At 68.3% G+C, this 14,104-nt stretch carries 11 protein-coding genes and 2 pseudogenes; 5 read left to right on the top strand and 8 right to left on the bottom strand.

The window, feature by feature from the left end; translation table 11 throughout:
* The first annotated feature begins 125 nt into the window (after nt 1–125).
* Nucleotides 126–1,102, top strand: a pseudogene (locus tag CDN38_RS11755) (MFS transporter).
* On the opposite strand, the gene CDN38_RS11750 reads toward CDN38_RS11755, so the two are convergent.
* On the bottom strand, nt 1,103–2,353 hold the full coding sequence (locus CDN38_RS11750) for a DNA polymerase domain-containing protein (protein WP_075509630.1): 1,251 nt from the start codon (nt 2,351–2,353) through the stop codon (nt 1,103–1,105).
* Between the two features lie 67 nt (nt 2,354–2,420).
* Between CDN38_RS11750 and fadD2 the strand changes: the two genes are divergently transcribed.
* Nucleotides 2,421–4,103 (top strand): long-chain-fatty-acid--CoA ligase FadD2, encoded by a 1,683-nt coding sequence (fadD2, locus tag CDN38_RS11745; RefSeq protein WP_075509629.1) that lies wholly within the window; start codon nt 2,421–2,423, stop codon nt 4,101–4,103.
* Nucleotides 4,104–4,345: 242 nt separating this feature from the next.
* Here fadD2 and CDN38_RS11735 read toward each other — a convergent pair whose 3' ends face one another.
* The 4 genes from CDN38_RS11735 to CDN38_RS11720 all read right to left on the bottom strand — a co-directional run bounded on the left by CDN38_RS11735 (nt 4,346) and on the right by CDN38_RS11720 (nt 9,223).
* A complete protein-coding gene (locus CDN38_RS11735) occupies nt 4,346–6,520 on the bottom strand; it encodes an acyl-CoA dehydrogenase family protein (protein WP_075509628.1) in 2,175 nt (724 codons plus the stop codon).
* A 33-nt stretch (nt 6,521–6,553) separates the two neighbouring features.
* Nucleotides 6,554–7,381, bottom strand: coding sequence for an NAD(P)-dependent oxidoreductase (locus CDN38_RS11730; protein WP_082276997.1), 828 nt, complete (start codon nt 7,379–7,381; stop codon nt 6,554–6,556).
* 116 nt (nt 7,382–7,497) lie between these two features.
* Complete coding sequence (locus CDN38_RS11725) at nt 7,498–8,613, bottom strand: alpha/beta hydrolase (RefSeq protein ID WP_075509627.1); 1,116 nt, start codon at nt 8,611–8,613, stop codon at nt 7,498–7,500.
* A 1-nt stretch (nt 8,614) separates the two neighbouring features.
* A complete protein-coding gene (locus CDN38_RS11720; RefSeq protein ID WP_075509626.1) occupies nt 8,615–9,223 on the bottom strand; it encodes a TetR/AcrR family transcriptional regulator in 609 nt (202 codons plus the stop codon).
* Nucleotides 9,224–9,328: 105 nt separating this feature from the next.
* Here CDN38_RS11720 and CDN38_RS11715 point away from each other — a divergent pair, with 105 nt between their 5' ends.
* Together CDN38_RS11715 and CDN38_RS11710 are read left to right on the top strand one after the other, a co-directional pair.
* Nucleotides 9,329–9,913, top strand: a complete 585-nt coding sequence (locus CDN38_RS11715) for a VOC family protein (protein WP_075509625.1) — start codon at nt 9,329–9,331, stop codon at nt 9,911–9,913.
* Nucleotides 9,910–10,458 carry a hypothetical protein gene (locus tag CDN38_RS11710; protein WP_075509624.1) on the top strand — a complete coding sequence of 183 codons (549 nt, stop codon included), beginning with the start codon at nt 9,910–9,912 and terminating at the stop codon, nt 10,456–10,458. Before CDN38_RS11715 ends, CDN38_RS11710 begins: the two co-directional genes overlap by 4 nt.
* On the opposite strand, the gene CDN38_RS11705 is transcribed toward CDN38_RS11710, so the two are convergent.
* Nucleotides 10,391–11,110, bottom strand: a complete 720-nt coding sequence (locus tag CDN38_RS11705; RefSeq protein ID WP_075509623.1) for a TetR/AcrR family transcriptional regulator — start codon at nt 11,108–11,110, stop codon at nt 10,391–10,393. The two genes, CDN38_RS11710 and CDN38_RS11705, sit on opposite strands and share 68 nt — an antisense overlap.
* 89 nt (nt 11,111–11,199) lie before the next feature.
* Between CDN38_RS11705 and CDN38_RS11700 the strand changes: the two genes are divergently transcribed.
* On the top strand, nt 11,200–12,108 hold the full coding sequence (locus tag CDN38_RS11700) for an oxygenase MpaB family protein (RefSeq protein ID WP_075509622.1): 909 nt from the start codon (nt 11,200–11,202) through the stop codon (nt 12,106–12,108).
* Nucleotides 12,109–12,207: 99 nt separating this feature from the next.
* On the opposite strand, the gene CDN38_RS32990 is transcribed toward CDN38_RS11700, so the two are convergent.
* Entirely contained in the window at nt 12,208–13,320 is a 1,113-nt protein-coding gene (locus CDN38_RS32990) for a hypothetical protein (protein WP_408633071.1), read from the bottom strand.
* A gap of 3 nt (nt 13,321–13,323) precedes the next feature.
* Nucleotides 13,324–13,422: pseudogene (locus CDN38_RS32985) on the bottom strand (PE family protein); the annotation flags it as partial.
* Nucleotides 13,423–14,104: the final 682 nt, after the last annotated feature.

Below are 14,104 nucleotides of genomic sequence, written 5' to 3'. Positions count from 1 at the left end.
GCCGGTGCGCCCCCACCGCCGCCGCATTTTTCTGACAGGCCTCGCAAGACCGTTGTGATGTTTGCTTTTCGGCCGCGTAACTGCGGGCGCCGGAGCCGGGAACAGCGCGCCTTTAGCGTCGAGCCATGACGATTGCCCCGGAAATCCAGCAGGCGCCACCGCGCGCGCCCTATGTCGAAGGTCCCTGGATTGACGACTGGCGCCCGGAAGACCCCGAGTTCTGGGAGCGCACCGGCAGACCGATCGCCCATCGTAACCTCGTTTTCTCCATCTTCGCCGAGCACATCGGGTTCAGCGTGTGGATGCTGTGGAGCATCGTGGTGGTGCACATGACGGCCGTCGATGGCCACCCTGCGCCCTCTGGCTGGGCGCTGTCGCCCAGCCAGGCGCTATGTCTGGTCGCGGTGCCCAGCGGGGTCGGTGCGTTGCTGCGGTTGCCTTACACGTTTGCCGTCCCGATCTTCGGTGGCCGCAACAGGACGATCATCTCGGCAACGTTGTTGGTCATCCCCTGTCTGCTGCTGTCCTGGGCGGTAAGCCATCCCGGCATACCGTTCGTGCTCTTGGTCGCGATCGCCACGACCGCCGGGGTAGGGGTGGCTCCTCGATGGCCAACATCTCGTTCTTCTTCCCGGAGCGCGACAAGGGCTGGGCGCTGGGTCTCAACGCGGCCGGGGGCAACATCGGAGTTGCGGTGGTGCAGAAGGTCATTCCGTCGTGGTCGCCGGTGGCGGGGTGGCGCTGGCACGTGCCGGATTGCTGCTGGTCCCGTTGGCCGTGGTTCTTGTTCGTGGCCACCGGTATCGGCAACGGATCGACCTACCGGATGATCTCCCGGATTTTCACCGTCACAGGTGAGCTGGCGGGCGGTGACCCGGACACCATGGTCCAGATGCGCCGCCAGGCCGCGGGCGCGTTGGGCGTCATCTCCGCGGTCGGTGCCGTCGGCGGGTTTCTGGTGCCGCTGGCGTATGCGTGGTCCAAGGCGCAGTTCGGCAGCATCGAACCGGCGCTGCGCTGCTACGTGGTCTTCTTCCTGGGCTTGCTGATCGTGACGTGGTATCGCTACCTGCGTAGGGGAGCCGCGACGAGTCCGGTGTGATCAGGTGTCCGCGGGTTTCGGCTTGGGCGGATAGCCCGGCCACGGGCTGTAGTCGGCGATCAGCTCCTCCTGCGGCGGACGTTGCTCGGGCGGCACGTGCTGCAGGTTGATCCGGATCCGGTACCAGATGGAACTGGGCCCGCGCATCCCGTCGACCAGCACGTCGGCGGGCTGCAGCCGGTCGGCCGCGGCGCGGTGGCGGTGGCGCCAGGTGTCCAGCGCGGCCATCGCCTCGTCCCTGGTCTTGGTGCGGGCGACCTCGATGAGCGGCTTGGAGGACCGGCGCCGGCCGCCGGCCCGTGGGCCGGCGCCTTGAGGCGCCTTTTCCGGCGGCCCCAATTCCTCGGCCAGCATGAGCAGCCGGTCCAGATCGCCCACGGCATCGTCCATCCCGGCCCACGGGTCACCCAGCTCGGCGAACCGGTCCGGAACGGTACCCAGGGTGAAGTCCTCCGGATAGCAGTCGGGCACCTCGTCCCAGCACAGCGGGGTCGATACCCGGGCGTCGGGAGTGGCCCGCACCGAATAAGCCGACGCGACCGTACGGTCCTTGGCGTTCTGATTGAAGTCGACGAACACGCCCTCGCGTTCCTCCTTCCACCAGCGGCTGGTTGCGGCATCGGGTACGCGCCGTTCGACTTCGCGCGCAACGGTCTGGGCAGCCAGCCGGACCTTCGAGAACGGCCAGTGCGGCGCGATCCGGGCATACACATGGAAGCCGCGCGACCCGGACGTCTTGGGCCAGCCGGTCAGGCCGTAGTCCTCGAGCACCGCACGCACCACCAGGGCGACGTCGATGATGTGCCGCCACTCGACGCCCGGCATCGGGTCCAGGTCGATCCGCAGCTCGTCGGGATGGTCGAGGTCACCGGTCAGCACCGGATGCGGATTGAGGTCGATGCAGCCCAGGTTGACCACCCACGCCAGTCCCGCCGCGTCGTGGATGACGGCTTCCTTGGCGGACGTGCCCGACGCGTAGCGGAGTTCGGCGACGTCGACCCAGTCCGGGCGGTTGGCAGGTGCGCGCTTCTGGAACACCGCTTCTTCGCAGATGCCCTTGACGAAGCGCTTCAGGATCATCGGCCGGCCGGCCACGCCGCGCAGCGCACCATCGGCCACCGAGAGGTAGTAACGCACCAGGTCGAGTTTGGTGTGTCCGGATCGGCCGTCCCGGCCGGGAAACACCACCCGGTCCGGATGGCTGATGGTGACGCGGTGTCCGGCGACGTCCAGGGATGCCGGACCGGTCATGGGAGTCCATGCTAATTCCGGAATACCTTCTGGTCGCTTTGCGACCCCCGTCACATATTGTGAGGTTATGCCTAACCTCAGTGACTTGCCCGGGCTCGGAAAGATCCAGCAATACCTCGACCGCGGTACCTCCGAACTGCATTACGTGCGCAAGATCGTCGAATCGGGCGCGTTCCGGTTGGAGTCGCCGCTGAACTATGCCGCGATGGCAAACGAAATCGTGAAGTGGGGCGAGTTCGGCATGCTGCCGTCGCTGAACGCCCGACGCCACCCGGACCGGGCAGCCTGCATCGACGAAGACGGCGAGTTCACCTACAAGCAACTCGATGAAGCCGCCCACGCCGTGGCCAACGCCCTACTCGCCAAGGGGGTTCGGGCCGGTGACGGGGTGGCCCTGCTCGCGCGCAACCACCGCTGGTTCCTCATCGCCAACTACGGCGCCGCCCGGGTGGGCGCCCGCATCATCTTGCTCAACAGCGAGTTCTCCGGGCCTCAGATCAAAGAGGTGTCCGAGCGCGAAGGCGCCAAGCTGATCATCTACGACGACGAGTACACCAAGGCAGTCAGCAAGGCCGAGCCGCCGCTGGGCAAGCTCCGGGCCCTGGGCACGAATCCCGATAAAGACCCAGCTCACGAGCCGTCGGGCAGCACTGACGAGACCCTGGCCGACCTGATCGCGCGCAGCAGCACGGCGCCCGCCCCCAAGGCTGGCAAGCACGCGTCGATCATCATCCTGACCAGCGGAACAACCGGCACCCCGAAGGGGGCAAACCGCAGCACCCCACCGACGCTGGCGCCGGTCGGCGGCATCCTGTCGCATGTTCCTTTCAAGGCCAACGAGGTGACATCGCTGCCGGCGCCGATGTTCCACGCGCTGGGCTACCTGCACGCCACCATCGCGATGTTCCTCGGTTCGACGCTGGTGCTGCGACGGAAGTTCAAGCCGCCGCTGGTGCTGCAAGACATCGAGAAGCACAAGGTGACCGCCATGGTGGTGGTGCCGGTGATGCTGTCGCGCATCCTCGACGCGATCGAGAAGATGCACAAGAAGCCCGATCTGTCCAGCCTGAAGATCGTCTTCGTTTCCGGGTCGCAGCTGGGCGCCGAGTTGGCCTCGCGCGCGCTCAAGGACCTCGGGCCGGTCATCTACAACATGTACGGCTCGACCGAGATCGCGTTCGCCACCATCGCCGGACCCAAGGACTTGGAGCGCAACCCCGCGACGGTGGGACCGGTCGTCAAGGGCGTGAAGGTCAAGATCCTCGACGAGAACGGCAACGAGCTGCCACAAGGCGAGGTCGGGCGGATCTTCGTCGGCAACGCCTTCCCGTTCGAGGGCTACACCGGCGGCGGCCACAAGCAGATCATCGACGGGCTGATGTCCTCGGGTGACGTCGGCTATTTCGACGAGCACGGACTGCTCTACGTCAGCGGCCGCGACGACGAGATGATCGTCTCCGGTGGTGAAAACGTGTTCCCCGCCGAGGTGGAGGATCTGATCAGCGGGCATCCCGACGTGGTGGAGGCCACCGCGATCGGTGTCGAGGACAAGGAGTGGGGCGCGCGGCTGCGCGCATTCGTGGTGAAGAAGCCCGACGCCGACCTCGATGAGGACACCGTCAAACACTACGTTCGCGACCACCTTGCGCGTTACAAGGTGCCGCGCGAGGTGATCTTCCTCGACGAGCTGCCGCGCAATCCCACCGGCAAGATCCTCAAGCGTGAACTGCGCGAGATGGAGGTCGAGTAGCAGCTATCCCCGCAACGGGGACCCCTGCGAAGTCTCGGTACCGCCACCGGGATTCGGAGACGGTGGCGGCGGTTCCGGTGGGCCGGCGGCAACGCCGTGTTGATCGGCAACGGCGGCAACGGCGGGACCGGCATCATCACGGGCGGCTCGGGGACTGGCGGACAGGGCGGACTCCTGCTGGGCACGGGCGGGCTCAACGGCTTGCCCAGCCGATTCACCCGTTGGCACCGCGGTTGCCGGGTTTACGGGTCGCGGGGAAGACCCAGTAGCCGCTCGGCGATGATATTCAGCTGCACTTCCGACGTGCCGCCGTAGATGGTGGTGGCCCGGCTGGCCAGCAGGTACTCGCCCCACTTGCCCGGCAATTGGTCCGGGTCGCCGATCGCGGCGTCGGTGCCGAACGTTGACACCGCGAATTCGGCGTAGCCCTGCCCGGTGCGCATCGACAACAGCTTGGAAATCGCCGCCGACGGCATGGGGTCACCCCCGGCGATGGTCAACAGCGTGGAGCGCAGGTTGAGCACCTTGACCGCATGACCCTCGGCGATCAGTTGACCGGCGCGGTGGTGGGCGACCTGGTCGAAATGTCCGTCGCGGACGAACTCGACGAACTGCGGCAGGGTGGCCAGGAAGTTGGCGTCGCTGCTGCCGATCGACACGCGTTCGGCCGTCAACGTGTTGCGGCTGACCTCCCAGCCCCGATTCACCTCGCCGAGCACGAACTCGTCGGGAACGAACACGCCGTCGAGGTAGACGGTGTTGAACATCGCGTGACCCGTCAGTTCACGCAGCGGCTTTACTTGCACGCCTTGGCTTTTCATGTCCAGCAGGAAATAGGTGATGCCGTTGTGTTTCGGCGCGTTCGGGTCCGTCCTGGCCAGTAGTGCGCCGTAGTGCGCGAACTGGGCGGCCGTCGTCCAGATCTTCTGGCCGGTGATCCGCCAGCCGCCGTCGACCCGGGTCGCTTTCGTCGTCAGCCCCGCCAGATCCGAGCCGGCGCCGGGCTCGGAAAACAGCTGGCACCAGATCATGTCGGCGCGGAAGGTCGGCGGCAGAAAGCGCTGCTTCTGCTCTTCGGTGCCGAACGCGACGATCGACGGGATGATCCAGGCCGCGATGCCGACCTGCGGCCGTTTGACCCGTCCGCCGGTGAACTCCTGGGCGATGATGACCTGCTCGACCGGGCTGGACGCCCGCCCCCACGGCTTGGGCAGATAGGGCAACACCCAGCCGCCTTCGGCGATGGCGACCTTGCGTTGCTCGCGCGGCATCGCCTTCAAGGCGGCAACCTCGGCCCGGATCTCGGAGCGCAGTTTCTCGGTGTCGGGGTCCAAGTCGATGTCCACCGACCGTATCCCCGTGGTGGTCGCGGTGTCCACCACCCGTTGCGGGTAGGTGGTGTGGCGGCCGAAGCAGGCGGCCAGCATCAGCGCGCGGCGGTAGTACACGTTCGTGTCGTGCTCCCAGGTGAAGCCGATGCCGCCGTGGACTTGGATGCAGTCCTGGGTGCAGCGTTGGGCCGCCGTCGGCGCCAAGGTTGCCGCTACCGCCGCGGCGAACTCGATGTGCGGGCTCGCCTCGTCTAAGGCGCGGGCCGCGTCCCACACCGCGGCGGTGGCTCGTTCGGTGTCGGCGATCATCTCGGCGCACTTGTGCTTGATCGCCTGGAACTGGCCGATCGGCCTGCCGAACTGTTCGCGAATCTTGGCGTAGCTTGCCGCGGTGTCGGTGGCCCACCGGGCCACACCCACGGCCTCCGCCGACAGCAGCGTGGACATCAGTGCGTGGGCGGTGCTCATGCTCAGATTGCTCAGCACGACGTCGTCAGTGACCTCGACGGCGTTGGCCCTGATGTGTGCGATAGGCCGCAGCGGGTCCAGGCTGCGGACCGGCTCGATATCGAGCTGCTCGGCCCGCAGCACCACCCACTCCTCGCCGCTATCGATGGCCACCGGCAGCACCAGAACGGCGGCCTGAGCCGCCGCGGCGACCGCGCGGACTTCACCGCGGATCACCAGGATGTCACCTTGGCGGGTGGCGGTCAGCCCGGAATCCAGCGCGTACGCGGCAATGGCCGCCCCGGTGGCCAGCTCGGAAAGCACCTTGGCCTCGGGGTCGTGCGCCGCAATCAGCGCGCTGGCAATGGCCGACGGGACGAACGGCCCGGGCACCGCCCCGTAGCCGAACTCGGCCAGCACCACGGCCAGCTCGAGGATGCCGAACCCCTGCCCGCCCACGGCCTCGGCCAGGTGCACCCCCTGCAGCCCTTGTTCGGCGGCTGCCTGCCAGTACGGCGGCGGGTTCTGGATCGGGGTCTCCAGAGCCCCATGCAGGACCTCCGATGGCGCCACCCGCGCCACCAGGGATCGCACCGAATCGGCGAGGTCTTGATGTTCAGGGGTTATTGCGATCGGCATTGTTCGCCTTCCCTTGAGCGAGTTCCTTCCAAGCTAACAACCGGTGGGTTGGTTGACCAGGTTGGCCAGCGGCCGTCCGTCGCGCAGCCGCCGGCAATTCTCGACGGCCTCGCCCAGATAACGCCGCATGGTGTCGGCGGTGTACCAGGTGACATGCGGCGTCAGCACCACGTTGTCCAGGGTCAGCAGCGGGTTGTCGGGCGTTACCGGCTCGACGGCGAAAACGTCCAGACCCGCTGCCGCCAGCCGCCCGCCGCGCAGCGCCTCACCAGGGCGTCTTCGTCGATCACGGCTCCCCGAGACGTGTTGACCAGCACCGAACGGCTTCATCCGGGCCAGCGCGGCGGCGTCGATCAGCTGGTGGGTGTCGCTGGTCAGCGGTACGTGCAGCGAGACGATGTCGCTGGCGGCCAACAGTTGCGGCAGCGGCCGCCAGCCGGGGCGTCCGTCGTCGCGGGTACTGGTGTGCAGCACGCTGGCCCCCATCGCGGCGACGATGGCCGCGACCCGGTTGGCGATGTTGCCATAGCCGATCAGACCGACCGTGCAACCGCCGATGTCGCGCACCGTCTCGCCCAGTCGCGGGTCCGCCGGCCAGCCCCGGCCCTGACGGATCGCGGTATCCAGCGTCGGTAGCCGGCGCAGCGCGGCCAGCATCAACAGCACCGTGCCCTCGGCAACCGAGGGCGCGGTGGCGCCCGGCATGTTGGCCACCGCGATACCGCGGTTTGTCGCTGTCGCCATGTCGATGGTGTTCACCCCGGCGCCGAATTTGTGGACCAGCCGCAGCCGGGCGCCTTGTTCCAAGTCGGTGCCCGACAGCGGACGAAGCACATGCCAAATCACTTCCGCTTCGGGCAATTCCCGGTAGAAGCACGCGTCGTCATCTTCGGAACACCAACGGACGTCGAGTCAATCGCGTTCGGCCGCAACGAGATCAGGTACCTTGTCGCCGGGTGCGAAGTGGGCGAGAACTCTTAGCGCCACCGCTCGGCGATCCAGTTGGCGATGGTGTCGGCCTGCTCGTCGCGGGCACCCGGTGTGGTGAAGTAGTGGTCGGTGTCGATCGAGGTTCGGGTTTTGTCGGTGCTCGCGAGCGCATCGTAGATGCGTTGGGCATCAGAGGGAAACACTCCGGTGTCGGCGTCGGCGTTGATCACCAGCGCCGGACAGGTGATCCGGGCCAAGTGCGGCTCGGCGCGGGTCTGGGCCACCCGCAGGCTCCACATGCCCAGCCAGTTGCGCAGCGTGCAGGCCGCGGCGATGCCGTGCGCAGAGCGGTTGGCTTTCAGCGGCGCCCCCGCGTAGCACAGATTGGGCTGACGTTTGGTCGGTTCGATGGTGGCGTCGACCATGCGCGGATCGGCCCAGGTTCGCATCACGGCAAACGGCCGATCCGAAAAACCCGCGGCGCGTACCCGTTTCAGCTCGGCCTCGGCCCACTCGGTAATGCGGTTGTTGCGCGCTACCTGAGCGGTGCGATATCGGGCGAGAAACTCGGGGGAGTAGGGCGGCCCGTTGTCGTCGTTGAACAGGTCCAGATCGGAATCCGTCGCCACCGGGTCATTTTCGTCGACGACGGCGGCGTCCATCCAGGCGGTCAGCACATCCGGGCGGCCGGGGTGGGCGGCGGTGGCGACGTAGCCGTCGGCGACGGGCAACTCGGTCAGCCCGGCCGCGGGGCGCATCCCTTCCAGCGGGGTGACGTTCGGGTCGACCGCCTGTGACTGGTATGCGGCCATCAACGAACCGCCCCCCGAATTACCCAGTAATATCACCGTTTCCACGCCCTTGACGTCGCGCAGCCAGCGCATTCCGACACCAATGTCGACCAGTGCGTGGTCGAGCAAGAAGTTGCTTTCGAAGCCGCGGAACCTGGTGTTCCAGCCCAGGAAGCCGATCCCGCGGGTGGCCAGGTATTCGGCGAGATAGTGTTCGGAGAAGTCGATTTGGTAGTGCGTGGCGATCATCGCCACCGTGGGTTTGCTTCCGGCGACCTGGTGGTAGAGCCCCTGGCATGGGTGCCCGCCGGCACCGGCGCGTCCCGCGGTCGGGGACGGCAGGCCGACGAACTCGCGGACGACATCGGGCAATTCAGTGAACCTCCTCACCGTAGATCGCTCGGTAGTAGATGTTGGCCAGGGTCTGGATGCAGGCCCGGTCGTTGGGTTCTCTCGAACGGGCTCCGCTGAGCTGGATGTAGCAGAACTGGTTGAACATGGCCACGATCGCCTCGGCGACCAGCTGGGGGTCGTCGCTTGGGCAATACCCCTGCGACTGGGCGTGTTTGACCGTGTCGGTGATGAAAGAGATTGGAATCGCACATATCTCGGCCCAATACTGGGCGAAGTCGTCGTTGACCATGGCCAGCTGCGACACGCTGATCATCTCCGCGAGTCGGTTGCGGTAGGTGTGCCAGTGCGCGGCGGCGGCCTCGTGGGCGCGTTCGCGGTTGGACAGGCCGTGCCGGGTCACCGACTGGGCCCGCTCGTTGGCTTCGTCGCGGAAGCGCAGCGCCCACTGACGCACCATCGCTTCCTTGGAGTCGTAGTAGTTGTAGAAGGACGCCGCCGAACGGCCGGCCTCGGCGGTGATGTCGGCGATGGTGGTGGCCAGAATCCCTTTGCGCGCGATGACTGTTCGGGCGGCGGTGTCGATCGCGGCCTGGGTCCGCCGACCGCGGTGTGTCGGAAACGCAGACATCTGGCGCACCTCCTCTGGAGCAAAACTGAACCTGATGTTAGATTCAGATTCAAGGCTTAGCCAGGGCAGGGGCAAGCCAGGGCAGGGGCCGATCGGAGCCGCACGATGATCAAGCCGCACAACACCAACACCGAGTTCGAGCTCGGCGGAATCAATCACGTCGCGCTGGTGTGTTCGGATATGGCGCGCACCGTCGATTTCTACAGCAACATCCTGGGCATGCCGTTGATCAAGTCGCTCGACCTGCCCGGGGGCCAGGGGCAGCACTTCTTCTTCGACGCCGGCAACGGCGACTGCGTCGCGTTCTTCTGGTTCGCCGGGGCACCGGATCGGGTGCCGGGCATCTCCTCACCCGGCGCCATTCCGGGAATCGGCGATATCACCAGCGCGGTGAGCTCGATGAACCACCTGGCGTTCCATGTCCCGGCCGAAAAGTTCGATGCATACCGGCAGCGGCTCAAGGACAAAGGGGTGCGGGTCGGCCCGGTCCTCAATCATGACGAGAGCCAGATGCAGGTGTCAGCGACGGTGCATCCCGGGGTGTACGTGCGCTCGTTCTATTTCCAGGACCCCGATGGTATCACCCTTGAATTCGCCTGCTGGATAAAGGAATTCACTGGGAACGACACGTCTGCCGTCCCCAGGACGGCGGCCGACCGGCGACCCGCGGCGGTGGCCGGCCAGACGTGACGGACGGTATTCTGACCGACGAGCAGATCGCGGCACTGAGTCCAGAACAACGCCGTGAGCTGATTTCCCGGCTGGAGCGTCCGCTGGGCGAGGTGGTGGACCCGACGACCCTCGCGCGGACTCGGCGGGTCCGGCTGCGCCTGGTCATCGGCTGCGCGCTGGTGCTGATCCCGTGGACGGCATTTCTCGGGCTGACACTGCCGGCCAACTACGTCGCGCACAATTGGCCGGCCACCTGGGTCGGCTTCGACCTTTTGCTGGTCGGGTTCATGGCAGCCACGGCTGTGCTGGGCTACCTGCGCCGTCAGCTGTTGTTGCTCACCGCGTTCACCACTGGGGTGCTGCTGATCTGTGACGCGTGGTTCGACCTGATGACAGCGGGACCCGACGAGCGCTGGTGGTCGGTGCTGACCGCGCTGTTCCTGGAGCTGCCGGTTGCCGTCGTGATGATCACCAGCGCGCAGCGCATCATGCGGCTTAACCTGGCGCGGCTGTGGCTGATCCGACCGGGGACGCGGTTGTGGCACCTGCCGCTGTTCCCGTGAGGTGGTATAGCTTCGGGTCGGCGAGTTCGTCGAGCAACGACGCGAGCTGTTCGACGAGCTGGTCCGGCTCGAGCGCGACGTCCCCGGCCAGCCAGGCGCTGATGGTCTGGCCGACTCCGCCGACGACGAAGTGCGCGCCCGCTTTGATGTGCTCGTTTGCCGGCATGCGCAGCGCGTTGCCGGCATGTTGACCGGACAACATGGCGAACAGCGCGCTGGATTCGGCGCGTTTGCGCACCACCACCGGGTTGGCCAGTTGGGTGCTGAACAGCAGGCGTCCGATACGCGCGTCGTCGGCGATGGTCCGCACCACATTGGCCATCCCGGCGCGCGCCTGCTCGGGTGGGGGTACCGCCGCTACCGCGGCCTGGGTGGTGGCGGCCAGCTGGGCGACCACCCAGTCGAACACGCCGCTGACGAATTCGTCCTTGTCGGCGAAGCTTTCGTAGAAATACCGCGCCGACAGGCCCGCCTGGCGGCAGACGCCGCGGACCGTGAGTTCGGTGATGTCGCTGTCGTCGCAGCCGAGCAGGTCCAAGCCGGCGTCCAGCAATTGCCGACGCCGCGCGGCCAGCCGCTGGGCCGCATCGACGCCGCGGTACGGGCGTGCGGAGGGTTCGCCTGACCCGGAGTCTTCGGTCACGAACGTCATCTTGACACCAGGGCAGGGACCCGAGCAATATCGGGAAACAGGCGTTATCACAATTAGCGGGTCGGCTCGGCTCGGCAGGAGGACGTACGGTGGCAATTCCCGGTGCGGTTCGCCAGCCCGTTCCCCATGTCGAGCGTCCGGTGGCCGACCCGCCCCGGGCGGTACGGGCCCGGCGCGGGCGGCCGGCCGCTACCGACGACACCTTGATGGGGATCGCGCTGCTCGCCGGTCCGGCCAACGTGATCATGCAGCTGGCGCGACCCGAAGTCGGACATGGCGTGGTGGAGAGCCGGGTCGAGAGCGGCCGGTTGGACCTGCACCCGATCAAGCGGACGCGCACCACCTTTACCTATCTTGCGGTGGCGATGGCCGGCAGCGACGAGCAGCAGGCCGCTTACCGCCGCGCGGTGAACCGGGCGCACGCTCAGGTGTACTCGACATCCGAGAGTCCGCTGCAGTACAACGCATTTGACCCCGAGTTGCAGCTGTGGGTGGCGGCATGTATGTGCAAGGGCGCGGCTGATGTGCGCCGCATCTTCGTCGGCGAATTGGACGACGCCGAGGCCGAGCGTCATTACCGCGAGACCATGGCGCTGGCCACCACGCTGCAGGTACCCGCGGAGATGTGGCCGCCCGATCGGGCTGCCTTCGACCGGTATTGGCAGGAGTCGCTGAAGAAGGTGCATATCGACGACGCCGTTCGCGACTACCTGTATCCGATTGCCGCGGCCCGGATACCGGGTGTGCCCTTGCCAGCCGTGCTGCGCAAGGTTCCGGAAAGTATCGCGCTGCTGATCACCACTGGCTTTCTGCCGCAACGGTTTCGCGACGAGATGCGGTTGCCCTGGGACGCCGGCAAACAACAGCTTTTCGATCGGTTGATGGCGGTGATAGGGACGGTGAACGCCATGATGCCGCGGGCCGTCCGGCAGTTCCCGTTCAACCTGATGCTCTGGGACTTGGACCGGCGGATCAAGACGGGGCGCCCGTTGGTGTAGCGGGCGCCAAGCTGCCCCGGAGATGCCGCCCGTCACCGCGGATATGCGTTGACGTGTTGGCGCATCACGCCTGACAGCAACTCGGCGCGGGGTTTCCGACTACGGCAACCCGTTCAACCCGTCCGCGCCGAGCAGCCCGCCGGTGCCGCCGGTACCGGCCTTGCCATTGGCCGCAGCCTTCCCGCCGTTACCGCCGTTGCCGCCATCGCCGACCAGGATGGCGTTGCCGCCGTTACCGCCATTGCCGCCGGTGCCGGTGGTCGGTCCGGCGTCACCGCCGGCGCCGCCATTACCGCCGCTGCCGAACAACCCGGCCGCGCCGCCTACCCCGCCGTTACCGCCGGTGCCGGCGGGGGTAGCACCGCCGCCGGCGGCTCCACCGGCGCCGCCGGCGCCGCCGGAGCCGATGAGGAAGCCGGCTTTGCCGCCGGCGCCACCGGCACCGCCGGTGCCGGCGTTGCCGCCGGCCCCGCCCCAGCCGCCGTTACCGCCGGCGCCGCCGGAGCCGAAGAGCAAGCCGCCGGACCCGCCGGCCCCACCTTTCCCGCCGAGATCATTGGAGACGCCACCGCTGCCGCCGGCACCGCCGGAAGGACCGAGGGCGAACATGCCGGCGTTGCCGCCGGCCCCACCGGCCCCGCCGTCGTTGCCGGTGGACCCGCCGCCCGAGCCGCCGGTACCGCCGGCACCGAACAGCCCGCCGTTGCCGCCGGCCCCGCCGTTCCCGCTAAACATGCCGGCCCCTCCGGTGCCACCGGCGCCGAAGAGCAAGCCGTCCCCGCCTTTCCCGCCGGCCGCGCCGAACCCGCCGGCTCCCCCGGCCCCGCCGTCGGCGAACAGCCCGCCGGTGCCGCCGGTGCCGCCGACGCCGGTCGGGTTACCGGGGGCGGCGCCGGCGCCACCGGTTCCGGCGGCGCCGAAGAAGAAGCCGGCGTTGCCGCCGCGCCCGCCGGCCCCGCCGGTGCCGCCACCGGTGGAGTTGCCGAACCCGCCGCTGCCGCCGTTCCCGCCGGAGCCGATCAGCAAGGCGGAACCGCCAGCGCCGCCAGCGCCACCTTTCCCGCCGACGCCGGTGGCTATCCCGCCGCTTCCGCCGGTGCCGCCGCTGCCGAACAGGATCCCGCCGGCCCCGCCGGTCCCGCCGGACCCGCCCGTACCGTTGAGGGCGGTGTTGGTATTACCGTGCCCGCCGTTGCCGCCGTTACCGAACAACCAGCCGCCGTCGCCGCCGGCAGCGCCCGTCCCCGGAGTTCCGTTGGCGCCGTTGCCGATCAGCGGCCGCCCGGTCAGTGCCTGGACGGGCTGGTTAACCACATTGAGCACGTCCTGCTGCAGGGTGTGCAGCGGGTTGGGGCTGGGGGGAGCGGGTATTCCGTCCGCACCCAACAGCACCCCGCCGAGGCCGCCGAGACCGGCCTTGCCCGGGGTTGCGCCGGTGCCTCCGCTGCCGCCGTTACCGCCGTTGCCGATCAGCACGCCGTTGCCGCCGGTGCCGCCGTTGCCGCCGGCGGCGGCCGCGCTGGCGCCGCCATCACCGCCGTTACCACCATTGCCGATCACCCCGGGCTTGCCGCCGCCCCCACCGGCCCCACCGGGGCCGGTGTTGCCAGCGCCGCCGGTGCCGCCGGCCCCGCCGGAGCCATTGAGCATGCCGGCGTTACCGCCGGCCCCCCCGGCTCCGCCCTTGGTGAAGCCCGCCCCGGCGGCGCCACCGGCGCCGCCGGAGCCAAAGAACGTGCCGGCGTTGCCGCCGGTCCCGCCGTCCCCGCCGCCGGTCACGAAGCCTTGTCCGCCGGAGCCACCGGCTCCGCCGGCGGCTCCGATCGCGAGCATGCCGGCGTTGCCGCCGTTCCCGCCGGCGCCACCTGCGCTGGCCGCCCCGCCGGGGCCACCGGTACCACCGGCACCGAACAACCCACCGGCTCCGCCGGCCCCGCCAGCCCCGCCGGTGCCAGCGAGGACGCTGCCGGTTGCGCCGGCCCCGCCGGTGCCGCCG

It is taken from the genome of Mycobacterium ostraviense, from assembly GCF_002705925.1.
Classification (GTDB): Bacteria; Actinomycetota; Actinomycetes; order Mycobacteriales; family Mycobacteriaceae; genus Mycobacterium; species Mycobacterium ostraviense.
This window is presented reverse-complemented; position numbering and strand designations above follow the sequence as displayed.